The following is a 24,091-nucleotide window of genomic DNA, read 5'->3' on the forward strand; positions in this document are numbered from 1 at the left end:
ATTACCCCCTTCTGATCATGTGCTGGTTCATTCTCTTTTTGTTGACTGCCTGCTCTGCTTTTTTCTGGTATGCCATCATTCTCTTGAATGATCTCTCCTGCATTTCTCTCCCTGCCTGCACTGTGTTCATTGTTTTCTTCATATTCTTTACCTGTCCTTTCTTGATTTTACTATGATAAAAGGGAGCCTCAAATTAAGGCTCCCTGCTCATATAAGGTTGCTATTTTCTTTTTCTCTTTCTTCTGGCTGCCAGAAGTCCGGCAATGCCGCTTACAGATACTGCCAGCAGTACCACCGGAAGCCAGAGATTCGTCTCATCCCCGGTCTTCGGATTACCTGCTGACGGTGTTCCCGGTGTGCCTTCCGTTGTCTGTGGCACTTCCGGCTTGTCATTTGTCAGGTCAAAGGTCACTTCCACAATCGGTGTGCTGTCATCTTTGTAGGCAAATACCACCTCATGCTCGGTCTCATCCAGTGTATATCCATCCAGCGTCTTGGTTTCCACCAGATAATATTTCTTCTCACCGGCATATTTACCGTCTTTGTAATCTGCAATCTCATAAAGGCTGCTCTCCGCATGACCGGCAGCATCCGTCTTTAAGGTCTCCAGTACCTTCCCTTTGCTGTCACGGAGTTCAAATTCCACGCCTTTTAATGGCTCTCCGGTTTCCTTATCTGTTTTATTCAGGATCACTTTACCTTTTGCGGTATCATCCTTCATAACAACCGTCTGGATCTCGCCGGTATCTTTCACTTCAAAGGAGACATCGGCTGTCAGGATAAATCCTTTCGGTGCCTGTTCTTCCCTGAGTGTGTATCTGCCAATCGGCAGCTTCTCCACATAATGCGGCTCCTCTGTGGAAGTCCAGCTTTCCACTACCTGGTCATTTTCATCCAGGATCGTAAGCTTCGCACCCGGGATCTCCTGGTCTCCGGTGATATCTGTCTTGCTGATCTGTACCTTTGTCACATCATCCTTCATTTCATGCTTCTGGATTTCCGCAGTATTCTCGATGGTAAATTCGATGCTTTCTGCGGTTACATATCCATCTGCAGGTTTGGTTTCTGTCATGGTGTAGGTTTTGCCGACTACCAGCTCTTTGATCACATGGGCTTCTTCTGTGGATACCCATTCATCCACAACATTTCCATCCTCATCGGTCACTTTCAGGTGGGCACCCGGGAGTTCATCCCCTGTTGTCAGGTCGGATTTTGTCAATTCCACGGTTGTTGCCTCATTTTCAAAGGTAAAATCATAGCTTACCTCTGCCTGGTCCGCACCGGCATATTCAAAGGTGAAATCCTGTTCCTCATTGGTGGTCACAAAACCATCCGGGGCATACAGCTCCTTCACATAATAGTTGCCGTCTACCGGCAGGTCTGCCATAAAGGTGATCTGACCGTTTTCATCCGTGGTCTTAAGCTCAATGAGCGTATCTGCTTCCATCAGGACATCACCGCCCACATTTTTGATATCCTCCCTTGTAAACAATCCGAAGATACCGCCTGCCAGAACTCGTTCGGTGTCTTTTTCCTTTTTCAGGACGGTCACTTTGACTTTCTGGCGGTTATTCTGCCATGCTTCATCATACGTTACCACCGGGGTATCCTGGTCACGGTAACTTAAATCCACATATCTTGGCTCCCCATCCAGCACATAACCATGGGCAGTTTCTGCCTCTTTCACATAGTATTTTCCAACCGGAAGATCCCCAAGCTGTGCAATACCATTGGTATCTGTGGTAATGGTTCCCACCAGTTCATCTGCTTTGAAATAATCCTCGCTGACACCATCTGCCGCTTTGATATCTTCAGCGGCATAAACGTGAAAAGTAACTTCGGTAAGGCTTCCGGTGATATACTCAAACAGATGCTCCACCGTGCCTTTTGCATTATCCAGAAGCGTTACTTTATCCAGGAATTCGCCCTTTTTGTTGATGATCAGAAGCCCGGTCGGCACTTCATCCTTCATTTCAACCTTCTGGACATCGCCATTGTCTTCCACGGTAAATTCCACATCCGTTGCTTTCAGGTATCCATACGGGGCAAATTCTTCCCGGAGTGTGTAAGTCTCCCCGACTACCAGACGTTTGATCACATGCGGGGCATCCTTAACAGAAGTCCATTCATCCACAACATTCCCGTCTTTATTCAGCACTTTCAGGCTTGCACCATCCAGTTCTGTTCCAGTGGTAATGTCAGATTTTGTGATCTCCACTGTGGTCGGCTGGTTTTTCTTCACGGCTTTCAAAACAACCGTTTCCACATCCTGTCCCTGATAGGAAGCATCAAAGTTCAGGACCTCATTGGAAGATACATACCCTGCCGGGGCTTTCAGTTCTTTTACATAGTAGCTTCCAAGCGGAAGATCCAGTGTACAGCCGGCCTGACCCTTCTCATCCGAAGTCATTTCCTGAAGGAGGGTATCTGCCGCAACAATTACTTTGCCGTCTGCGGTAATATCTTCTTTGTTGTAGATACCAAATACGGCACCTGCCACAACTGCTCCATTTTCCGCATCCTGTTTTTCAACCGTAATCGCTACCCTCTGTCTTTCATCACCGATTGTCACTTCCTGCTCTACCACCGGAGTATCCTGACCTTCATAGACAAAGACAACATCTTCAGCCTCCGGATTTAACACAAACCCTTCCGGGGCTGTTTTTTCCACCACCCGATAAGCACCAAGCGGAAGGTTTTCTGCCACTGCCATTCCATCCTCACCGGTTGTGATCGTAGTCACCAGTGTATCCTTTGCATAGACTACAATCCGGTTTCCTTCTGCGTCCTTCTGGTAATCCGGGGAGTAAATATCCTCTGCCGCATACACTTCAAAGACGGCATCTTTCAGGAACTGCTCTTCGTAAATGAAATCCTTATTAAATCCAGCAAGCATCTCACCTTTTTTGTAAACAGTCAGCTTTCCTTTGACCGGATGGTTTTCGTAATCTACTTCAATCACCACATCCCCGCTGACAGAATCCATCTGGTATGCAGTATTGGAATCCACTTCGATCTCCACATAATTCTGGTTTAAGGTATAGCCATCCGGGGCTGTCACTTCCTCGATCCGGTAATGTCCGATGCTTAAATTGTTCGGAAGGATCAGATAACCCTGGCTGTCTGTGAAGTAGGATTTATGGGTAACAGTGGTCGGGTAAGTCGTAACCTGTTCCACATATTTCTTATGATTCAGGTCATAAATCTTAAATTCTGTACCTGCCACCAGCACCGGCCTCTTTGTTTCATCGTCTTTCTTCACGATCTTTAACTTTGCTTTAAATTCATCATCCAGAAGGATCCGCCAGATCTGCGGCTCATCCGGATGGTTTTCACTGATGGTAACAAGAAAGTCATCCACCGGCTTATAATTGTGCGGAGTTGTTGTTTCCTTTACAAGGTAAGTACCATACGGAAGCGGGATGCTGCAGGCATAGCCTTTGGCATCCGTAAACATCTCTGTCTTTCCATCTGCGGTCAGCACTACCGGCTTGGCAGATGCAAAATCGTAACTGCCGTCCGGATTGGTCTTAAGGCTGCTCTTTAAGTAAGCAGTAAATCCGGCACCTTTTAACAGGTCTGCGTCTGTCTTTCCATTGTTCGCCGCTTTAATCACCTGGAACGGCTGTTTCATGACCTGTTCCGAAGATTCCGTACTGCGCTCCACAGTCTTTACAAGGTCTCCCTCATAACTGCATTCCAGGTCATACTCACCCTCGTCGATCAGGTATCCAATCGGCGGTGTGATCTCTTTCACGTAGTATTTTCCAAGGTACAGGTCTTCTACAGAAGCATCACCCTTTTTATCAACCGTCATGGTTGCCACCTGGCTTCCTGCTTTATAGAGGATGCCGGTTTTTCCATCCGGATGGATGATGTTTTCTTTTGCATACACTCCATAAACAGCGCCTTCAAAGGTAGCGTCTCCCTGGGTATTTCTTCCGGTCTCTTTATCTTTCTTGACCAGATGGATCGTCGCATTGACACGTTCATTCTCAAACGTATGGGTAAATGCGACGGATGCCTGTTTATCGTTGGTGTACTGAAATCTGAAAGAGAATACATCCTCACTGTTTCGGAAGTAGTTTACAGGTGCCTGCAGCTCTTTCACATAATAGCTGTGGTTGATCGGCAGGTCTGCCTGATATACAGCGTTTCCATCGTTCCCGGTTGTTGCTTTTTCAATCAGGGTATCTTTTCTCACTACCACATTCCCGGATACATCAGCGATATCTTCTGCCGCATACAGTCCGTAAATTCCTCCGGACAGCGGGTTCTTTGTGGTATCGTCCTGTTTCACCACAGATACGCTTGCCTTCTGGCGGTCATTGGCAAAGGTCACATTTCCTACTGCCACTTCCACGTTCTGTCCTGCATAGCTTAAGGTGACGGTTTTGGATTCCCCTTTGCACACATAATCTGCAGGGGCTTTCGTTTCTGTTACAACGTAAGTGCCAAGATGCAGGTTCTTAAGGGTTGCACTGCCATCCTCACCGGTGGTCAGCCCCTCTTTTACCAGGGCACCCTTTTGGAAAATAACCCTTCCATCTGCCGCTTTGATATCCGCTCCGGCATACACGTTATAAACAGCACCTTTCAATCTCTGTTTTGTGTACTGGAACACAACGCCGGAATCTGTAACAGAAGCACCGGTCAGCACTTCCCCTTCCTTATAAACGGTCAGGTCTGCAAACTGTTCCTTGTCAGTTACGTCTTTCTTTGTGGTTCCGCCGATGACCAGGTTGATCCCATAGGCTTTGGTATCCAGCACATAGCCATTCGGTACGGAAATCTCTTTCAGGTACACGGTATTCTGTGTCTTTTCAATCGTTATACTGGATGCACCATTGGCATCGGTTGCAGGCATCTTTGCGATCAGGTTTTTTCCTGCTTCATCACTGTAAATGCCATAGACCGCACCGGCTACCTTTGCATTGCTTCCGGCATCCTTTTTCACGATCTCAATCTTTGCCATCTTCACCCATTCCACACTGAAATCCACATACTTCTCATCTGTGACACCTTCTCCAAATACCAGTGCCAGGTCCTGTGTAGATGACCCTGTGGTGATCTTATAAGCAGAATAATCCTTGGTAATGCTTCCTTTCATGGTCACTGCCCAGGAGCCGCTTACATCTTCCGCCTGTGTCAGAGGCGCGGAAAGATAGAACTTTGTGCCGCCGGACACTTCTACGCTTGCCCCTGCCGCACTGGTCTTTCCGGTTGAAACGTTGTGGAATTTTACGCCGGATGGAAGCTTCATCGTAATGGTCTGAAGCGCATCTGCCTTAAAAGTGATCTCTTCCGTTCTCTGGGAATTGCCGTCAATATAGGCTTTTACCTTCGCATTGGAAAATGACATCGCCACGTCCGGGATCTCCGGCTGGCTCACACAGTAGTTATAGAGTTCCATGGCCAGCGCCTGTCCGGTGGAGTTGGTGCCGGAAAAGGCATCACTGCTTCCATTTGCATAAGCGGCTGCCAGATGGGTAATGATAAAACGCTTTCCGGTAGAGAAATCCGGATGCTTTTCTGCGAAAAATCCTTCATCCCCGCTGGCTTTTGTACCGTAGTAGCAGACTTTCGCTAAGGTCTTTCCGTCACTCAGCTTTGTGATCGTATAAGTTCCATCCCCCGGCCCCGGCTTGGATGGCTGTACGCAATAGGCAGTAGCAGTAACATCACCAAACTTTACGGTATAAGGTGCGGTCAGGTAAGAACCCAGACCATAATCTGCATAATAGTAATATGCCCCTCTGGTTACACTAACGGAGGTCGTGGATCTGGCACTTGCAAACAGTGCCTGTGCCTGAAACTGTACCGTCTCGCCTTCTTCCAGGCTCAGCATATCAATTCCCTGTTCTTCGCCCTGTTCCAGTACATCAGATACGGAAAGCCCGGTCTCCGGGTCAACGGTTTCCTGCCCTTCGCTTTCCTCCAGTGCTGCATCCAGTTCCTCTTCCGGAAGAACTTCGGTGCTTTCTACTATTTCCGTTTCTGGTTCAGCCTCTGTGACTGGTTCTGTGGCAGCTTCCGTCTCCATGGAAGTTTCTGTTGTTTCACTCTCTTCTGCAGATAACGTCTGCGAGTCTGCCTCATCATCATCTGCCGCTTCCTCTGTACCGCTGGAACCGGCATCTTCGCCGCCTCCTTCTGAAGCAGCCTGCACTTCTGTTTCCGCCTCTTTAACGATCAGGTTTCTGCTGATCTGGTACTTCGGATGTGCCTCATTGACCGGCTCCACGTAGTAGACGGCTTTATAACTGTCTGCGTGGTCTAAAGCAAAATCCTTTCCCTCTTCATTCTTAGCTTCCTCAAAAGTGACTTTTACTTTTTTGTCATCTTTGATCTCCAGCCCGGTAAAATCACAGGTGACGTCGAATTCACTGCCAACAGTAATTTCATAATCTTTGGCTTTTACCACTTCATCTTCGTCCAGCAGATCCTTGACCTCTTCATAAAGGGGCGGCTTTTCTTCCGCTTTGGGTTCTGCCGCATACGCTGTCATGGGCGATAACACCGTGGATAACAGCGTCATCCCTGCCAGAAATCCGGATACAAGTCTCCTTAAATGTCCTGTTCTTCTCATAGATCATGTCCTCTCTTTCATTTTTTATATGAAAACAGACAGCCTTCTGGCTGCCTGGTTCCTAACTACCGCTGGGGGAAATGCAGGTTAAACTGTGCTTTTCCCTCACTGTCAGCAACCATTTCTACGGTAGCTTCATAACTTTTTCCGGTTCTTTTCGATACCAGATCTTTGTAATGGACTTTTCCTTTCTTCAGGAATTTTTTTGCCGTTGCTTTGTCCATCTTCTTCCCCTGGCTTGCAAGGAAATGGTCATCCTTCCACAAAGAAAAGCGGCATTCCTGCCCGGTGCAGTAATAATTCTTCTTCCCTTCCCGGACATCACTTCCACAGACCGGGCATTTCCCGATCACTTCTCCCCTGGCGGTTCCTGGAAAACGGCTGCTTTCCTCCTCTGAAATCGAATGGTAACGGGAAATCAATCCTCCCATCATATCCGTGATCCCATTTAAGAAATGCTCTGCCATCTCTGTCCCCTGTGCGATATGGTTTAATGCCATCTCCCACTCTGCTGTCATCTTCGGGGACTTGATCTCATCCGGAAGGACTGTGACCAGTACATTCCCCGCATCTGTCGGCACCAGATTCTTCTTTTCCCTTTTTACAAAGCCGGACTGGATGAGCTTTTCAATGATCCCGGCTCTCGTTGCCGGTGTACCAAGCCCCTTCTTTTCCGTATCCTCTGTCAGTTCTTCATTGCCTGCCCGCTCCATCGCCGCCAGAAGCGTGTCTTCCGTATACTGGCGGGGCGGCTGCGTGAAGTTTTCTGAAACAGAAGTGCTGCACGGTCCGATATTCCTTCCAAGGTAAAGGTCAAATTCCGCTTCCTGCTCCGGTTCCCTGACACCCAAAAAGTGTTTCAGTTTCTTCTCTATCGCCTGGAACCCTTCCTGTTTTGTCTTCCTTGCATTGAAATAAAACGTATGAAAGTTGCAGGTCAGCTGGCACTTATGGGTCTCATAAATATAGGGATCCGCCGTTGCGGTGAGTACCCTGGCACTGATCAGATACAGGATGTTCCTCTCCTTCTCTTTCAGCTTCTGAAGATCTGCTTTCTCCACTTCCGAAGTGGGGATAATTGCATGATGGTCTGATACCTTTTTAGAGTTCAGTACTTTAGAAATATCCGGTTCATACGCAATCCCCTCCGCAAAAGGCATCCTGGATAACAGCAACTGAATAAGCTGTTTCGTACTGTTCCCCATCTCATCTGTCAGATACTGGCTGTCCGTCCTTGGATACGTCACCAGCTTCTTTTCATACATCTCCTGAACAGAATCCAACGTCTGCTGTGCCGTGTAACCAAAGAGCCGGTTGGCATCCCTCTGGAGAGAAGTCAGGTCATACAGTTTCGGTGCCCGCATGGTTTTCGTCTGCACATCTTCTTTCTCCACCTGACACATGCGTTCCTTACAGTCCGATGCCACCTTGTCTGCTTCCTCCTTTTTCTGGAAATGCTCAGAAACTGCATCGAACTCCCCGAATGTTAAGTGGGCTACATAATATTTTTCTTTTACAAACTCCTTTACCTTCTGGTTCCTGTCCACGATCATGGCAAGGGTCGGGGTCTGCACCCTGCCCACTTTCAGGTTCTGGTTGTAAAGGACGGAAAAAAGACGGCTCGCATTGATCCCCACCAGCCAGTCTGCTTTTGCCCTGCATAAGGCTGACTGATAAAGGTCTTCATAACACGAACCGTCTTTCAACGATGCAAACCCTTCTTTAATTGCACGTTCTTCCATGGATGAGATCCAGAGCCTTTTGACCGGCTTTTTGCATCCTGCCTGCTCATAGACAAAACGGAAGATCAACTCCCCTTCCCTTCCGGCATCTGTGGCACAGATGACCTCATCCACTTCTTTGCTGTTCATCAGTTTCTTTAAAATCTGGAACTGCTTCTTTGTCCCGTCAAGGACTTTCCTTTTCCATTCTTCCGGTATGATCGGGAGGTCTTCATATCTCCATTTTTTGTAACGTTCATCATATTCCGATGCGTCACAGAATGCTACGAGATGCCCAACGCACCACGATATCAGATACTCCTTTCCCTCCACATATCCGTCTTTCCGTTCCCTTGCTCCGACCACCTTGGCCAGAGCCATCGCAACAGACGGCTTTTCTGCTATTACTAACTTCATCTCACTCTTCCTTTCTGCTCTCCATTTCAATATCGGATTCTACTTCATTCCCCCAGACATCCCATCCGGGCGTCTTCTGCCTGGCAAACAGCTCAATGCGGGGGACATCTCCCATCAGCTGCACGATCCTCTCCCTTGCTTCCTGCGGCTTTTTGCTGTGTTCCTCGATGTGGGATACAATCACCTGATGGACTCCGGCAGACTGCCGTTTCGGTGAACCTCTGGTTGCCAGGATACAGAATTCGGCATTGCTCCTTGTCCAGTACCCCATTCCCCAGAACAGGCTGTCCGCTTTCTTATTCTGCTTGATCCAGACAAAAGCAATGGTCTTATACTGGAATCCCCATGCCTGAAGGACGGAAAGCCCTTCCAGCAGGCACGGGACCGTCACCCACAAAAATAGGGCACAGTCCTTTTCTGCCAGCTCCGCCACCGGCAGGGCACGGATCTCATCAATCCCCATTGTGGGGTAATGGCTCTCTGCACTCCGCCCTAATCCTTTTTTGGAATACACACGGTACTGCCATGGCGGATCTGCATAGATAACCGGATATTTTTTCATTTGCATCAAAACACCCCATTATGATTCCTCATCATCTTCCAGGACTTCCTCTGGATCCTCTTCATCCGGAAGTGTCTCTTCTTCCGCATCATCCGGTTCCGCAGGTTCTTCCGCTTCTTCGGTCTCATCATCCTCATATTCATCCTCATCATCGTATTCATGCTTCGGCTTATAGACCTTGAAGTAATATCCGGCGCCCAACGCACCGGCAGCTGCCAGCCCGATCAAAAGATAGGAACCCACCGGGGATTTATCCTCCGGCATCTGCACTTCCTCTGTTTCCGGCTCTTCCTCTTCCGGCTCCTGCGTCGGCTCCGGTTCCTCTGTTTCCGGTTCTGCATACACAGTATCTACTTCCGGAAGCGTTACCGTATCGGAAAGCGTGAAGTTCATCAGGTCTTTTTCACTGACTTCCGTCAGGAAATACACATTGTCCTGTGACTTGGAATTATCAATGACCAGATAAAACACCTTGCCGCTTTTGGTGGAAATGGTGTAAAACTCTTTCGTCCCTTCCGTTGCTGTCTGGGCAATATTTTCTGCATCTTCCCCGGTTGCTGCCAGTTCTTCTTCAATCCCCGTCACAGTACGTTCATCCACGGTTCCCCTTGCCTCCGTCGGTTCCGATGCCTGTGCGTCCTGCGGAAGCGGGGATGTGGCCGTTTCTTCCGTTGTGGCAGCACTGCCAGTGGTACTCATATCGCTGTTCGCTGTACTTTGCTGTTGTGCCTGACGTACCGCCCATTCATAATACGGGTTCTGGAGAGTGTACTTATCGGAAGTATTCCCGGCACCATCCGTCACCGTGATCTCGATCTGCTTTGTGGTAAAGTCTTTCTGTGTAAGCTGGACCTTCAGTTTTCCATCCGAAAGATCCGTATAGGTAGTACCGTTGACAGTTGCCGCAGAGATCCCGGATACCGCATCATTTCCCTGGATGGTCAGCACACCATCCGTAAGGGAGGCAGAAAGCGTTGGTTTTTCCGTATCATAACAGCGGATGGAACGGTTCTGTTCATACACCGTCCCTTCTGCATCCGTCACCCGCACATAGACTGTCTGGTTTCCGTTGATGGTAATGCTTCTGGACTCCGTAACGTCCTGCCAGCTCCCATCTTTCCCAGCCTTTGCTTCGATTTTTGCGACTTTAAAGCCTTCCCCCATCTGGCTGGCATCTACAGTAATGGAAACAGAAGTATCTCCCTGTTTCCACCCGTCCGGCTTTTCAATGGCGATGGCAGGGTTTGTGCTCTCCGCCGCATAAATGCTCTGGGCAGAAAGAAACGGGGTTGCCATACATAAAAATGTGGTAACTGCAAAAATGCCTCTCTTTACGTTACTGCCCCATTTCCTGTGCTTCCCCGGTGCCCTCTGTTCTTTCATTTTCTCTAAATTCATCATCAGCTCTTGTTTCCTCCTTCTGGAATCCTGCCAGTGTCGGCAGTTCCGTTTTCATTCTCTCCCGGAACGCATTCAGTTCCGGTATGGTCATATCCATGCCACGGATGATCCGCACAATCTCCAAATTCTCCGCTTCTGTCTTTGCCGCTTCTGCAGCCTTAAACCGCTTCAGGTCTGCTTCATACCGTGCCCTGGATGCCTCCATTTTTTCCTTTGCCTTTTCATAATCGGCAGCTGCTTTTTCAAGGCTCTTCATACTGCTCCTTTCCGGGCGGCATGACCACCGCCCTTTTTACCATCTTCCAAATCCATAAAAATGGCTCTGCCAGTAGGATGAATAAATGGATGTGTACTGTACTGGATGCCCGCAGTGGATCATCTGACCGCCGCCTACATAGATACCGATATGCGTTACCGGCACACCTGCATTATAGGTTCCGGTAAAGAAGATCAAGTCTCCCGGCTGGACATCAGACTCTGATACCGGTGTACAGATATCATAAAGCCCCTGGGCGGTCAGTCTTCCGGTATTCCTTACCCCTGAATTGGTCAGGCAGTAACTTACAAAACCGGAACAGTCAAACCCGCTTGGGGAATATCCGCCCCATACATACGGGGTTCCCAGATATCTGGCTGCTTCCCGCAGTAGCCTCTGTGCTGCTTCACTGGTGTACTCATTTCCACCAAAAATGGTTCCTTCCCCTGTTTCCAGATAGAAGATCGGGTTCATGCGTTCCCCGTTTTTGAGAAGTTCCATGTGGAGATGGCTTCCTGTGGAATTGCCGGTATTTCCTGCAAGCCCTATCACATCCCCTTTGGTAATGGCAGCCCCTGCAGAAACGCTTCTGCTTTTCAGATGTGCATACCGCAGTTCATAGCCTTTGCTGTCTTTGATCACCACATAATTGCCATAGCTGTCATTATAGGCAGAAGTTGTTACCGTACCGGTCAGCCCTGCCAGTACCTCCGTACCTTCCGGCACTCCGATATCCACTCCATTGTGGAGCTGGTTTGCACCGGAGATTGGATGGATCCGGTATCCATAATAGCTGCTTACGTTGTAATACCAGTTAAAATCAAATGGCGTCCCGAACATCTGCAGGTTGCCCTTTGTCTCATTGTAGGCGGCAAACAGTTCCCTCTGGAAAATCCCCAGACGGCTCTGGCAGATGCCCGTCAGGCTGCCGGAATTTAACGTCACATTCAAAACATCCACATCCCTGGTACGTGTCACTTCCACCTCCCGGCTTCCGTTATCATCCGCAAGGAAACACTCCCAGGTCTGATGCCCATGTGCGGATGCCGCCGAATGGCTGTCATAATACACATCAAACTGGACACCGTAACGGGCAAATGCCCCGGTATCTTCTACCGTGTATTCCACACCATTCATGACCACCTTTGTCCCCATTGGAACAAACGGGTTGGACGCATCTACCGCAAGGGTATGGTTCGCTGTCGGATACACCCCGGATGCCGTCGGTCCTCCTGACCAGATGCCACAGCAGATCGGGCAGTTGCAGTAACCGCTTGTCACAACATTTCCAAGGGATTCCCCTACCCGGACTGTCGTTGTCTCTGTCACCGTCTCATTCACAGCTTCTGTCTCCAGCTGGTACTGTAGTGCAAACAGCCTGTCCAGTTCCGGCTTGACCTGTTCAAAGGTAAATTCTTCATACTTGGCAGACAGGTAGCTGATTAAAACAAACGGGTCATGCTCAATCGGTCCGATATTGTACCGGTATTCGTCATGCCCCGGCTCTTCCGATTCCATCTGGTTAATCCTCTCCTGGAGGTTTGCTTCCAGCTGTGTGTAGTAAAGGTCTGCCTGCCGGATTGCCTCATCCGAAGAGATATAACTGGTTCCGGTGTAATTGATCAGGCTCTGCATAAATGCCGAGGAACAGGACGTTACACTGGTCATGATGAGGAACATCATCCCGATCAGGGCAACGATACTGATATATACCTTCCGGTGTTCCTTGAAAAAGTTGGTAACTTTGCCGCCGATCTTCTTGATATAGTCAATCGTGCCGACCGCTGCAGTCCCCATTGCCTGCTCACTCTGTTTTGCTTTGGCATATTCCTTTTTGATCCGTTGTTTCTGGAGCAGCTTCTTCAAATAAGATCTCTCCTGATTTATGGATGATTCTGCCGCAGCCTGTGCTGTTTTCTTTGTCTGATAAGCACTCGACCGGCTTTTTCTCCGGTTCCTCCTTCTGGCACTTTGCTGTTCCAGATGGTAAAGCCCCTCTGAACCTTCGGCTAAACTGTTTGCACCTTCCACCGCAGCATTGCCATCATCATTTTTTCTGATCTGGCGGTGGACAGATACTGCCACAGCGGTGCCTGCCTTTTTGACAAGGGAAGCATCTTTTGAGCTTTCCCCTTCAAATTTCAGCCGGCTTTTCTTTTTCGCCCCTGCACTTTCTGCATTTTCCTGATAGACCTTTTCTTTCATGGAATGCTTCTTTGGTGCGTTTTTCTTTTCTTCCTCCGTGTGGGCAAGCTTCTGGTTCCGCTTCTTCTGGGCATCATGGCGGAAATTTACCCCGTCCGCATCCATCTGGTTTAATTTAGCGGAAGAATTGCCATCCCTGACTGCTTCTGCCGTCTCCTCATAAGCAAACTTCAGCCTTTGTTTCTGCCCCGGCTTTTTACTCCCTCCGGTCTGTTTCTTTCTCGCATCTCCCCTTGACTGGGCAAGGTCTGTATGCTTCTCCTGAAGTTTCCCACTGCCATTTTTCTTCTCTTCCAGTGACAGTTTGGAACTGGCACTGCCCTCTGCCTGTTCCCGGATCATTTTCCGGGATTTTGCTTGGTCTACTGTCTGTGCCTTTGCCGGTGCATCCCTTGAGTTCTGCACAGAATGCCTGGCCGGATCCGTACTGTCCTCTCTCGTCCCTCTCCGGTTGGAAAGGTCCAGCCCTTTTCCGGTATCCTTATTTGACATCTGCACATCCCGGGTACGGCTGCTGACACGAACAGTGGATTTATCTGCCAGGTTTTCTTCTACCAGACCATCCTTTGTCATCTTCTGGACGGTTTTCTCCCTGGCTTTCATTCTCTGTTCTGCCATCTAATTTTCCTCCTGAATTACTCTGAATGATCTCTCCCACACTGCAATGCACAAATCAGGAAAACACCCATGAGTGTACCTCCTGAAAATGTAAGAAAATAAGATAATGCTCGTAACATTTTCTCGTTCCTCCCTTCCTATGCCTGTTCTCCCGTCTCTTCCGGGCGGGTCGTTAATAACTGATACAGTTTGTTCTTCGGGAACCTGTCCACAAACGGGATGATGACATTTCCATAGAACAAAAGCCCCTCACCTTCATTGCTGTTCGTCACATAAGACAGCTGGGTCGGTGAAATATTCAGCTGCTTCGCCAGGATCTGCCGGTCACCGGATGCCTGGTTGAGCATATAAATAAAATCCGAGTTTTCAAAAATGTTTTCAATCTCACGGCTTGCCAGAAGATCCTTGATATTCTGGGTGATACCGGTCGGGATACCTCCCCATTTACGGAACCTCTTCCAGATCTCCACACTGTAGGCTGCCGTCTGCTCTTCCTTTAAAAGCAGATGGAATTCATCAACATAGTACCGGGTCGATTTATGGGCGGAACGGTTGACCGTTACCCTGTTCCAAACCTGGTCCTGGACGATAAGCATCCCAATCTTTTTCAGCTGTTTTCCAAGCTCCTTAATGTCAAAGCAGACGATCCGGTTATTGATATCCACGTTTGTCCGGTGGTTGAACACATTCAATGAACCGGTAACGTAAATTTCCAGTGCGGTTGCCAGCCGCTGTGCCTCCGGTTCATCCTGCCCACGGAGCAGGTCATACAGATCCTGAAGGATTGGCATCTTCTCCGGCACCGGGTCGGAAAGATATTCCTGATACACAAGACGCACACACCGGTCAATGATGGTCTTTTCCACCGGTTCCAGACCGTTCTTTCCTCCCACGATCAGCTCACACAGCGATAAAATAAAATCCGATTTCAGTGATAACGGATTATCCTCCTCGGAATAGTTAAGGTTTAAGTCCATCGGATTGATATACTGGGTCGATACCGGTGAGATACGGACTACCTGCCCATGCAGTGCCTGCACCAGCGGGTAATACTCTGCCTCCGGGTCGCAGATGATAATGTCATCCTCTGTAATGAGGAAGCAGTTGGTAATCTCCCTTTTTGCAGAGAAGGATTTACCGGAACCCGGAGTGCCTAAGATCAGCCCGTTAGGGTTTTTAAGCCGCTTCCGGTCTACCATGATCATGTTGTTGGAAAGGGCATTCAGGCCATAATAAAGGGCTTCCCCTTCCTGGAACAGTTCCTGCGTCGTGAATGGCACAAAGATCGCTGTCGCCGAGGTGGTAAGCCCACGCTGGATCTCGATTCTGTTTACTCCCAGTGGGATACAGGACATCAGCCCCGCTTCCTGCTGGTAATCCAGAGGCCGCAGGGAACAGTTATATTTCTGTGCGATGCCCTGCACCTGGAAAATGTTGTTGTCCAGTTTCTGCCGTTTCTTTGCCGTATTCATCACAAGGACGGTGACAAGGAACATCCTCTCATTCCTGGACTGCAGGTCTTCCAGAAGGTTCTTCGCTTCTTCCCCATAGGTCACAAGGTCAGACGGCAGCACATCCATGTCATAACCGGAACGCACTGCCCGCTTCTGCTCCTCAATCTTCATCTTGTCCAGGTCAGAGATTTTACTCTTGATCATCTTGATGGCAGAGGTCTGGTCAATGGACTGGATATGGATATTCACATTGATGCTCTCATCCACATCCAGAAAATCTGCCAGCATACGGTCGGTCAGTTCCGGTGCGAGGATCTGCAGGTAGCTGACGCTTCCCAGTGTCTTTCCCATCATAAATGAAGTGTTTTTCGAGAAGTTAAAGGATGTCGGTGCGATAAAATCCTTTGTCTTAAGCCCCGTCTGTGGAAGCATCTTGTAATTGAACCGGAACGGCTCGATCCGGTCCTGATTGAACACATGGTACATGATCTCAAGACGCTCTACTCCGTTCAATGGATGAGCCTGCGCCCCAAGGACTTTAAAGTTGTTGAGGATATCTGCCTCAATCCGCTCAAGCCTCGGTCTTGCCACCTTTAAACTCTCCGCTTCAATCCCGAACGTGATATACTTTGATTTCACCAGACCATTATTCCCTTTGGAAAGCTGGTTCTTTAACATCGTCCGGTATTCTTCCCGGATCTCATTAAAATCATCGTTCTGGTCCGGAATATCAATGCTCTTTTCAAACTCTGCCACATCCACCTGCTGGTTGATAAAAGACAGCTGCACACTGATGGACGAGTCAAAGTAATTCAGGAAATCACAGTAATTCTCAAAGATCGTGGTCTTATCCTCATTCAGGGCAAGCTGGTAATTGATATCGTAAAACTGCACGGTTTTGGAAAAAAAGTTTTTCGATACCTGGCAGATACCATCCGCAAACATCCGCTGATAAGGGATGCTCTGCTGGGCAGTGTGGGGAATGTTCTTCTGCCGTTTTCTTTCCTTCTCCTGTTTTTTCCTAAGCTTTTCCTTTTCCCTTTCCTTTTTGTCGTTTCTTTTTCTTCTTTCATGACGGTTTTTTCTTGCCGCCGCTTCCAGGCACTGCTGCTGTGCCTGTTTCTTCTTTTTTGCCATCCGGCACGCCCTCCTTCTTTACGAGGGAATCCACCGCCTGATAGAAGTTCTCCGTCTGGTACGGACGTTTCGCCGGACAGAGGAATTTCTGGCGGATGATATTTCCCATCACTTTTTCAAAAGGGAGACCGTCTTTTTCATACATTGCCATAAAGAAAAATGGCAGCATGACAGTTACCATAAGGATCGCTGACACGCTGGAACCAAGGGGTTTCTTTGCCAGCAGGTATAACGGGACTCCCACTACTGCGGCAAGCGAAAAAAAGATCAGCTGCCGCTTTGTCAGGTTCAATGCTACTTTTGTCTTGACCTTGGTAAGGTCTTTGGGTACTGGTACATACGCCATAGGTAGTACTCCTTTCTTTTCCTGCCCATCAGTGGGCATTGAATATTGATTTACTGAGGCTTCCGGTCTTAAACAGTGAAAATGCCAGTACGACCGTATATGCCGCCACTGAAAACATTGCCCCATGCAGGTTTGTGGATATGGTCATCGCATTGACCAGTACGGAATAAATGCCGACACAGACCAGCATGAAGAATCCCTGAAATGCCAGGGCGAACAAGCCTTTCAGATAGTTGTTCCCGATATTGCCCCACTCCTTATTGGTCATGGTGGCAAACGGGATCGGTGCCACGGAAGTATAAAGGTAGATCTCAATCATCCTGCCATACATGATCACCGTGATAATCACGGAGAGGATGCTCATGGTAAGGCTGATGAGAAGTGTTTCCATTGCCAGCAAAAACAGTTCCCCGATCTCCATATCTTCCAGAGATTCCGTCAGGGTAGCAATGGCGGCAGAAGCATCCACCGCCGTACTTCCGGAGATCACACCGGCTGCACCATTTACAATGTGCTGCCCCACATCGAATACCGCCATTGTGATATTAAATGTGTTCGTCACAAGGTAAATCGCCACATATGCCTTAAAGATCCAGAGAAAAATGTTGTAAGTTTCAAACTCATGGAAGTTATTCTTCTGTGTGACCATTGTGATCAGCTCATAACAAAGCACGAACGTGATGATCAGACCGGCGATGGGCACGATCACCGTCTGGGACAGGTTTTGAATGAGGTTAAAAACCCCTGCGTTCCATCCCTGCGGTGTCTGCCCTACCTGACTGGCAATCGTCCCTACCTTATCATTGACCTCCACGAACATCCCTTCCAGACCATTCTGGATCATCCCGATGAGGATCTCCTTGATGGCTTCCGTGATTCGTTCGATAATGGTGTTCATCCATTACCCCATTAACCGAACAGCGTTGCCAGCTGGGGAATCAGGGTAGTTCCCAGCAGCATGATTCCAGCTCCTGCCATGAGCTGTTTGATTCCCTGGCTCTTTGCTCATGTGAGATAAAGAAGTAAAAGAAGTGTAAAAAATTTTGCCGTTCCCTGTCCGGCTGACTACCGGACGGGTCGGGCTTTAGTCGGGCAACTCTACCTTGCCGACAAAAGAATAATAGATTTCGATTTCCTGTCTGCGGAGCTTCCCCCGGCGTTTCCCGTCCAGTGCTTCCGATTCGTGGATTACGATTTTCTCCACAAACTCCCGTAACAGGGTAGGGGTGAGTTCCTCAAAGCTGGTGTACTTGCGTACCACTTTCATAAACTTTTCAGCGTTTGCCGTGGCTTCCAGTGTCCTTGAAAGCTCGCCCTGCAGAACGGCGGCTTTCTCTTTCAGTTCCTTTTGCTCTGCTTCATAGTCTGCCGAAAGCTCCGTGAAACGCTCGTCCGATATGCGCCCGGTCACGCTGTCCTCATACAGCCGCTTGAAGATAGCGGAGAGTTCCGCAATCCGTTTTTCTGCCGCTTCCAGTTCTTTCTTCTTGGCGGCGTTCCGGCGTTTGCTCCCGTCCTCGGTCTGCTCGGTCAAGAGCTTCATAAACCGGGCTTCGTGCTTGGCGGCATAGCTGGTGACTTTCCGCAAATTCTCCGTCACTCCCTCGGTCAAAAGGTCGGTGCGGATAAAGTGCGCCGTACAGTCACGGGTGCGCTTCTTGTAGCTGCCGCATATGTAGCAGTCCTGCCGCCGCTTGTCCGTCTGATACCTCTGCTGGTACATGACGCTGCCGCAATCGGCACAAAAGAGTATGCCGGAGAACAAGCCCACTTCGTCATAGCGGTTGGGGCGTTTGCGCTGCTTGCGTAGCTCCTGCACACGCTCCCATGTGTCATGGTCTATGATTGGTTCGTGGTGGTTCTCAAAGATTACCTGCTTTTCTTCGGGGTTCTCCTTGCTCTGCTTTACCTTGTAGGACACTTTCTCGGTCTTGAAGTTCACAAGGCAGCCCGTGTATTCCCGGTTTTCAAGGATATGCGCCACGGTGTTTGTCGCCCACTTGCACTCATAGCCGGGGTGGTAGCGGCGTGTGCTTCCCGTCCGGCGGTATTCCAGCGTTCCCGGCGTGGGTGTCTGCTGCTCCGTGAGCATACGGGCTATCTTGGTCGGTCCGTTCCCGGCAAGGCAAAGGCTGTAAATCTGCTTCACCACGGGGGCGGCTTCCTCGTCAATGATGAAATTTTCGTCCTCGTCCATGAGGTAGCCATACACGGGCTTGCTTGTGACGGGCTTCCCGCTCATGCCTTTTGACCGTTTCACGGCTCTGATTTTCTTGCTCGTATCCCTCACCAGCCATTCGTTAAAAATGTTACGCAAGGGGGCAAAATCGTTGTCGCCCTGTGCGCTGTCAACGCCGTCATTGATTGCAATGAAACGGACGTTTTTCTGTGGGAAAATCATTTCCGTATACATTCCCACTTGTAAGTAGTTTCGCCCTAACCTTGACATATCCTTTACGATAACCGTTCCCACAAGCCCCGCTTCAATGTCGGCAAGCATGGACTGGAAGCCGGGTCTTTGGAAGTTCGCCCCGGAATAACCGTCGTCCGTGTACCATTTGAGATTGCCGAAGCCGTTCTGTTTTGCGTAGTTTTCAAGGATTCGCTTCTGGTTGGAAATGGAATTGCTCTCGCCTTGCAGCTCGTCCTCATGGGATAATCTCGGATAAAGGGCGGTAATGAGTGTTTGGGTGGTCTGTCTTGACATAATATCCTCCGTTTCCGACAGCCAGCCCACTATTCCGTAAGTCAATTATACCATAGGGCGGGGCTGGCTGTACAGTCCTTTTTGCTACTTTATGGCACATAATGTCGAATGAATTTCAGTAGGGAATGTCGCTTTACATGGCATGGGCGACTGTTCCCCCGGCTGCGCTTTCGGCTTCCAGCACTTTCATCATTTTGTCGGCGGCGGTGGCGGTAGTGTCCTGTTTGAAATAGCCGGAAACCACAAGGACGGTGTTCCCCCGGCGTACTTCGGTCACACAATCCGGGCGGCGGGCAGTAGTGGCGGTGCTTCTGTTGGGGGTGTCGGTCATAGGCTCTCCTTTCTGTTCAGCAGCATTTTAAGGCGTTCCATTTTTGCCTGTGCTTTGGCTTTCCTGAAATTCTCCCCGGTAATGCAGACGGGGCAGCACATTTCTGTTAGTCGGTCATAAATGCGGGCGTGGGCGGTGTCCTCCGGGTTCTGCAATTCCTCCAGCGTGAGGTTCGTTGTCACGATTAAGGGCTTGCCGCTGCGGTATCGGCTGTCAACCACGTTGTAAACCTGTTCAAGCCCGTATTCCGTGCCACGCTCCATGCCGAAATCATCAAGGATAAGCAGCGGGAAGCCGCAAAGACGGGTTATGTATTCGTTCCTGTCCTTGTAGCTGGCGGCAAGGTCATTGAGGATAAGGGCAAAGTTCGTCATGCACACGGAAATCTCTTTCTCCATGAGGGCGTTGGCGATACACCCGGCAAAATAGCTTTTCCCTGTGCCGACACTCCCCCATAAAATCAGCCCGTGGTTCTCCGCTTTCATCAGCTCCCAGCACTCCACATATTCACGGGCATAGCACATTTGAGGGCATTTCCCGTTATCATTGCCGAAAGTCCATTCCCGCATAGCCGGGTCGGTGAAGCCCTTTCTTTTCAGCCGTTCCACTTCCTCCCGGTGTTTCTGCTCCCGGTCTGCGGCTTCCAGCGTTTCCCGGCGTTTCCGCTGGCAGTCGCATTCTTTGGGGTGGCGGTCACGTCCGAAAATCGTCTTGCCCTCCGGGAAGTAGGCTTCTTTGGGCTGGCGGCAGCTCCCGCAATATAGAAGCCCGTCCTCCCCGGTATAGTCCTCCGGCTCTGCTTCCTGTGCCGTGGCAAGCCGGAAAATAGCGTTATCATAATCACTCATAAAATCGTCCTCCTTGTTTATGGTCTTTTCCACGCCCTGTTTACGGGGCGTTGTGTCTATGCAGTCAAAGGCTCTCGCCCTCCTTGTAGGTATAATCGGGGATTCCCTTTTTCGGTTTCTCCTTTGCCTTATCATCAGCCGCCCAACGCCGGATAGTGGCGGCATGGTTCTTGTATTTCTTCCCGGTGGAAGCGATATAGCCGGATAAGCGGTCAATGTAATATTCCCATTTGCCGGGAAGCTCCTTTTTAAGCTCCGCAAGCTCTTTTTCTGACAGGAATACATTTCCGTATCTCCCGAAAGGGGCGGGGGCGGTTTGTCCTGTCTTTATCTCTCCCTCTCTCTTTATCTCTAACTCTATATCTATCTCTTTCTCTATCTCTATCTCTGGTGGACAAATGTCCGCCACGGCTTCCGGCAAGGCTTTCTGTTCCTGTAAAGCCCGCCTTGCACGGCGTTTCCGCTCCCCCTCGGTAGAGGACTGACCGATTAAAAGCTCAATGTTGCTCATGTATAAAGCCCCGTTCTGCAACGGTTCCACAAGCCCCAGCTTCATAAAAATCTGCAAAGCCCTCTCGACTGTGCCGACTTGCTGGCGGGTGATTGTGGCTATCATTGGTGCGGTGTAGGGGATATTCTCGTCAAGCTGGAGCTTTCCCCCGTTTTTCAGTGATTTTAGGTACAGCTTCAAAAGAATGTTTGAGTAGAGCATACCGTCCTGCATACTTTCCAGCAGCACGATAGCGTCCTCGTCAAAATAGCTCTCTTTCAGCTTTAGGTAGTAATATTTGCGGTTGTCTGCCATTCGTTCCTCCTTATGGTCTGTTTTGGGCTTCTGTTACGCTTTAGAACGCCGTTTTGAGGGGTAAAGGATATAAATATCGCCTACCTGTTGAGGGCGGTCTGAAAAGCCTTGATTTATGGGGGCTTTCCAGTTCCTAAAGCGTGACATAGTAGCCTTTGTTTCCGCTTGCGCTGTGCGGCATGGATTCTTTTCATGCGTCCGGCACATTCCGGGCAGTATTTCCCACGGTTTGACTTGGGGAGAAAATACCCGCCGCACTCGGTACAGCGTTTTCTGTCTGCCCGATGCAAAAGGGCGGATTCCAGTTTCCCGTCCAGCGGCAGCACGGCGGCAGCGAACCAGCGGCACATAAGGGAATAGCTGATACTCTGTACACATACGCAAGGCTCGCCGTTATCCAGCAAGATACAGTTGCCGTTATCGTAGTTGCAGCACTCATGCACAAGCCGGCACGCCGCCCGGTACTGGCGGTAGTCCATTCTTGGGATTTTATCTTTCATGGTCTTTTCCCTTTCTGCGTTCCGGCTCACGCCTTAAAATCTGCTCGATATTGCTTTTGACGGTCTGCAATTCCCGGACGTTCTCTTTCTTCTCCCGGTACTCGTTATAAAGGGCGTTTTTCTCTTTGGTAAGCTGCTCAATCTCTGTCTGTAATGCTTTGGACGCTGGCAGCTTGGAGATTCCCTGTGCCTTGAAATACCGGGCGGCAGATTCGGAAATGATAAACTCGCTTTCGTGTTGCTCCCGGTAGGCTCGCTTTGCTTTCTCCGATTTCTGCGCCCGCAATCCGTCACGGGCTGGCTTGGTCTTGATGTAGGCTAATAGCTGCTTCTGCAAGTCCTTTTTCTCCCGCAAGGTACTTTCCACGGCTTTCAGTTTCCCGGTGGTTTCATGCAATCCGGCACTGGCGGCGGCAAGGGCGGCTTCCAGTTCCTCCGGGGAAGAAAAGCCGGATTCCTCGTAAATGCTCATGGTCGCCGCCATTTGCTTTAGGTTGTGGACAGCCGCCCAGCGGTCATATCCTATGCCCTTGCCCTCGGCTCGCTTGGCTTCCCGGTCTACCATGCGCTGTAAGCTGTCCTGTTTCGGTGCGTTTATGGCGGCTTTATTGCGCTGTAAACGGTCTTTTATGCTGCGGGGGTATTCCTGTTTGGGTAGGGGCTTTTCGGCGGCTCTTGCGGCGTTCTGTGCGTTTTGGGTGAGTGCTTCCAGTACGGCGGCACGGTCAAAATCATCACCCAACTTCCGGGCGGTGATTGGCTTCGTCCTGTCCGGCGTGAGATACGACAACCTCCCCCGGCTCTCCTTGACGGTCACGCCTTGCTGTAACAGCTTCCCGGAGAAGTCCTCAAAAGAGATAGCAGAGGACAGGGCGGTGCGGATCACGCTGCGTAACCGCTCCTTGTCGGTTTCAAATTTTGTGACTTTGGGCGGCTCACCTGCGGCGGCAAGGGAAGCGCTCTCTTTATCCAGTGCGGCTTGTCCTTTCCGCTTTGCCCAATACTCACGCTCGGTAACACGGTTCTTGCTCCCATGCAATAAATCAATCTGATAGAGATTTTCCCGGTGGCACATCTCCATGACTTCCGCTTTGAAATATTCCATAGCTGCGTCCGTGCAGCGGTGCTTGCAGCCCTCCCTTGTGTCCGCTGGTCTTTCCATGTAGGGCAAGAGCGGCACTTCCGCAATCCGTAAAGAATTGATTACGATATGCACATGGATATTTCCGCTGTGGTTATGCCCGTCCGGGTGGGTGCAGACAAGGGCTTGGTGTCCAGGAAAATGCTCTTTGCAAAACTGCTCGCCCAACTGCTGCGCCCGGTCTACGGTCAAGCCGTTGTCGGCTGCGTCACGGGGGTCAAAGCTGATGATATAGTGGTGGCTCTTTACGTCCTCCCGTTTCTGGTTCTTGCCGTATTTGAGATTGGAGCGCATACACGCTATGGCGAAATCCTCCCCGCCGCAATTCAGAGAGGAAATACGGTAATCGTCACGGGGGATAAGCCGCCCGTTTTCATCAAGGGTGGGCTTCATGGTAAATTCGTCATGCTCAAAGGTTAGGTACTGCTCGGCGGCTCCATAGTCGGCATTTTTAGAACTGATATGTTTGAACGTTGCCAACGGCTTCACCTACTTTCTGCAAGACTTCAAACTTCAAGGCGGCAAGCTCCGCTGTGGCGGCTCGTACCTCATGGGAGAGGGCGTTATAAGGTGCGCCGTACTCGTTCAGACAGCGGGCTATCTGATTCAGATTCCCGCCGATTTTCCCATACTCGGCTGTGAGTTTCCCAACGGCAGAAAGCAATTCATCATTGACCGGGGAAACGGTAATGACCGGGCGTATTCTTGACTTGGTAAGGGCTTGCCGGATAAACTCGGCTTGGCTCATTTTGCAGAGGGTGACACGCTCGGAAAACTCGGCGTATTCTTCCTCGGTCAAGCGTGTCTTGATTACCCGGTGGCGGTGGGGCGTGTTGTATCTTTTCATGGCTGTGAACCTCCTTTCATGGGTGGATTTATTCAAGCGGCGCAAGCCGCAAAAAGGCGGGCTTGGGGTGGCAACCCCAACAAGATTCCCATAGGACAAAATGAGCGATAAGCGAATTTTGGTACTATGGTAGAATCTTGCTCTTAAAAAGTGGCGGCTTCCTCTGTGTGGGCTTCCCTCAATACCTTTAGTGCCGCAAGCGGGGA

At 49.8% G+C, this 24,091-nt stretch carries 17 protein-coding genes and 1 pseudogene; all 18 read right to left on the reverse strand.

Annotation, left to right across the window (positions count from 1 at the left end; all coding sequences use genetic code 11):
• Position 1: 1 nt before the first annotated feature.
• The 18 genes and pseudogenes from BLCOC_RS24655 to BLCOC_RS24740 all read right to left on the reverse strand — a co-directional run bounded on the left by BLCOC_RS24655 (position 2) and on the right by BLCOC_RS24740 (position 23,885).
• A complete protein-coding gene (locus tag BLCOC_RS24655) occupies positions 2-142 on the reverse strand; it encodes a hypothetical protein (RefSeq protein ID WP_002585002.1) in 141 nt (46 codons plus the stop codon).
• 78 nt (positions 143-220) lie between these two features.
• On the reverse strand, positions 221-6,589 hold the full coding sequence (locus tag BLCOC_RS24660) for a SpaA isopeptide-forming pilin-related protein (protein WP_115623671.1): 6,369 nt from the start codon (positions 6,587-6,589) through the stop codon (positions 221-223).
• A gap of 65 nt (positions 6,590-6,654) precedes the next feature.
• Entirely contained in the window at positions 6,655-8,727 is a 2,073-nt protein-coding gene (locus BLCOC_RS24665; RefSeq protein ID WP_115623672.1) for a DNA topoisomerase 3, read from the reverse strand.
• Position 8,728: 1 nt separating this feature from the next.
• Positions 8,729-9,289 carry an MT-A70 family methyltransferase gene (locus tag BLCOC_RS24670; protein WP_115623673.1) on the reverse strand — a complete coding sequence of 187 codons (561 nt, stop codon included), beginning with the start codon at positions 9,287-9,289 and terminating at the stop codon, positions 8,729-8,731.
• Positions 9,290-9,307: 18 nt separating this feature from the next.
• Positions 9,308-10,690 (reverse strand): CD1107 family mobile element protein, encoded by a 1,383-nt coding sequence (locus BLCOC_RS24675; RefSeq protein WP_330412130.1) that lies wholly within the window; start codon positions 10,688-10,690, stop codon positions 9,308-9,310.
• Positions 10,626-10,946, reverse strand: coding sequence for a DUF4315 family protein (locus BLCOC_RS24680; RefSeq protein WP_115623674.1), 321 nt, complete (start codon positions 10,944-10,946; stop codon positions 10,626-10,628). The genes BLCOC_RS24675 and BLCOC_RS24680 overlap by 65 nt, the downstream gene beginning before the upstream one ends.
• 36 nt (positions 10,947-10,982) lie before the next feature.
• Positions 10,983-13,754 carry a CD1108 family mobile element protein gene (locus tag BLCOC_RS24685; protein WP_115625490.1) on the reverse strand — a complete coding sequence of 924 codons (2,772 nt, stop codon included), beginning with the start codon at positions 13,752-13,754 and terminating at the stop codon, positions 10,983-10,985.
• 152 nt (positions 13,755-13,906) lie between these two features.
• On the reverse strand, positions 13,907-16,360 hold the full coding sequence (locus tag BLCOC_RS24690) for a VirB4-like conjugal transfer ATPase, CD1110 family (protein ID WP_174717631.1): 2,454 nt from the start codon (positions 16,358-16,360) through the stop codon (positions 13,907-13,909).
• Positions 16,293-16,706, reverse strand: a complete 414-nt coding sequence (locus BLCOC_RS24695) for a PrgI family protein (RefSeq protein ID WP_115623676.1) — start codon at positions 16,704-16,706, stop codon at positions 16,293-16,295. Before BLCOC_RS24695 ends, BLCOC_RS24690 begins: the two co-directional genes overlap by 68 nt.
• A gap of 28 nt (positions 16,707-16,734) precedes the next feature.
• Positions 16,735-17,604: a VirB6/TrbL-like conjugal transfer protein, CD1112 family gene (locus BLCOC_RS24700; protein ID WP_087315779.1), complete on the reverse strand. Its 870-nt coding sequence runs from the start codon at positions 17,602-17,604 to the stop codon at positions 16,735-16,737.
• Between the two features lie 11 nt (positions 17,605-17,615).
• A pseudogene (locus BLCOC_RS24705) lies at positions 17,616-17,711 on the reverse strand (Maff2 family mobile element protein); the annotation flags it as partial.
• Positions 17,712-17,790: 79 nt separating this feature from the next.
• Positions 17,791-19,413: a recombinase family protein gene (locus BLCOC_RS24710; RefSeq protein WP_115623677.1), complete on the reverse strand. Its 1,623-nt coding sequence runs from the start codon at positions 19,411-19,413 to the stop codon at positions 17,791-17,793.
• Positions 19,414-19,546: 133 nt separating this feature from the next.
• Entirely contained in the window at positions 19,547-19,744 is a 198-nt protein-coding gene (locus tag BLCOC_RS24715; RefSeq protein ID WP_115623678.1) for a transposon-encoded TnpW family protein, read from the reverse strand.
• Positions 19,741-20,592 (reverse strand): ATP-binding protein, encoded by an 852-nt coding sequence (locus BLCOC_RS24720; protein WP_115623679.1) that lies wholly within the window; start codon positions 20,590-20,592, stop codon positions 19,741-19,743. Before BLCOC_RS24720 ends, BLCOC_RS24715 begins: the two co-directional genes overlap by 4 nt.
• A gap of 64 nt (positions 20,593-20,656) precedes the next feature.
• Positions 20,657-21,397: a phage replisome organizer N-terminal domain-containing protein gene (locus tag BLCOC_RS24725; protein ID WP_115623680.1), complete on the reverse strand. Its 741-nt coding sequence runs from the start codon at positions 21,395-21,397 to the stop codon at positions 20,657-20,659.
• A gap of 113 nt (positions 21,398-21,510) precedes the next feature.
• Positions 21,511-21,897, reverse strand: a complete 387-nt coding sequence (locus tag BLCOC_RS24730; protein WP_115623681.1) for a cysteine-rich VLP domain-containing protein — start codon at positions 21,895-21,897, stop codon at positions 21,511-21,513.
• Entirely contained in the window at positions 21,887-23,518 is a 1,632-nt protein-coding gene (locus tag BLCOC_RS24735) for a relaxase/mobilization nuclease domain-containing protein (RefSeq protein WP_115623682.1), read from the reverse strand. The genes BLCOC_RS24730 and BLCOC_RS24735 overlap by 11 nt, the downstream gene beginning before the upstream one ends.
• Positions 23,490-23,885: a plasmid mobilization protein gene (locus tag BLCOC_RS24740; protein WP_115623683.1), complete on the reverse strand. Its 396-nt coding sequence runs from the start codon at positions 23,883-23,885 to the stop codon at positions 23,490-23,492. Before BLCOC_RS24740 ends, BLCOC_RS24735 begins: the two co-directional genes overlap by 29 nt.
• Positions 23,886-24,091: the final 206 nt, after the last annotated feature.

Origin of the sequence: Blautia coccoides (assembly GCF_034355335.1) — a bacterium.
GTDB lineage: Bacteria > Bacillota > Clostridia > Lachnospirales > Lachnospiraceae > Blautia > Blautia producta.

Coding starts and splice junctions, on each gene's coding strand:
- BLCOC_RS24655 (WP_002585002.1), bottom strand. CDS start 142: ATGAAGAAAACAATGAACACAGTGCAGGCAGGGAGAGAAATGCAGGAG.
- BLCOC_RS24660 (WP_115623671.1), bottom strand. CDS start 6,589: ATGAGAAGAACAGGACATTTAAGGAGACTTGTATCCGGATTTCTGGCA.
- BLCOC_RS24665 (WP_115623672.1), bottom strand. CDS start 8,727: ATGAAGTTAGTAATAGCAGAAAAGCCGTCTGTTGCGATGGCTCTGGCC.
- BLCOC_RS24670 (WP_115623673.1), bottom strand. CDS start 9,289: ATGAAAAAATATCCGGTTATCTATGCAGATCCGCCATGGCAGTACCGT.
- BLCOC_RS24675 (WP_330412130.1), bottom strand. CDS start 10,690: ATGATGAATTTAGAGAAAATGAAAGAACAGAGGGCACCGGGGAAGCAC.
- BLCOC_RS24680 (WP_115623674.1), bottom strand. CDS start 10,946: ATGAAGAGCCTTGAAAAAGCAGCTGCCGATTATGAAAAGGCAAAGGAA.
- BLCOC_RS24685 (WP_115625490.1), bottom strand. CDS start 13,754: ATGAAAGCCAGGGAGAAAACCGTCCAGAAGATGACAAAGGATGGTCTG.
- BLCOC_RS24690 (WP_174717631.1), bottom strand. CDS start 16,360: ATGGCAAAAAAGAAGAAACAGGCACAGCAGCAGTGCCTGGAAGCGGCG.
- BLCOC_RS24695 (WP_115623676.1), bottom strand. CDS start 16,706: ATGGCGTATGTACCAGTACCCAAAGACCTTACCAAGGTCAAGACAAAA.
- BLCOC_RS24700 (WP_087315779.1), bottom strand. CDS start 17,604: ATGAACACCATTATCGAACGAATCACGGAAGCCATCAAGGAGATCCTC.
- BLCOC_RS24710 (WP_115623677.1), bottom strand. CDS start 19,413: ATGTCAAGACAGACCACCCAAACACTCATTACCGCCCTTTATCCGAGA.
- BLCOC_RS24715 (WP_115623678.1), bottom strand. CDS start 19,744: ATGACCGACACCCCCAACAGAAGCACCGCCACTACTGCCCGCCGCCCG.
- BLCOC_RS24720 (WP_115623679.1), bottom strand. CDS start 20,592: ATGAGTGATTATGATAACGCTATTTTCCGGCTTGCCACGGCACAGGAA.
- BLCOC_RS24725 (WP_115623680.1), bottom strand. CDS start 21,397: ATGGCAGACAACCGCAAATATTACTACCTAAAGCTGAAAGAGAGCTAT.
- BLCOC_RS24730 (WP_115623681.1), bottom strand. CDS start 21,897: ATGAAAGATAAAATCCCAAGAATGGACTACCGCCAGTACCGGGCGGCG.
- BLCOC_RS24740 (WP_115623683.1), bottom strand. CDS start 23,885: ATGAAAAGATACAACACGCCCCACCGCCACCGGGTAATCAAGACACGC.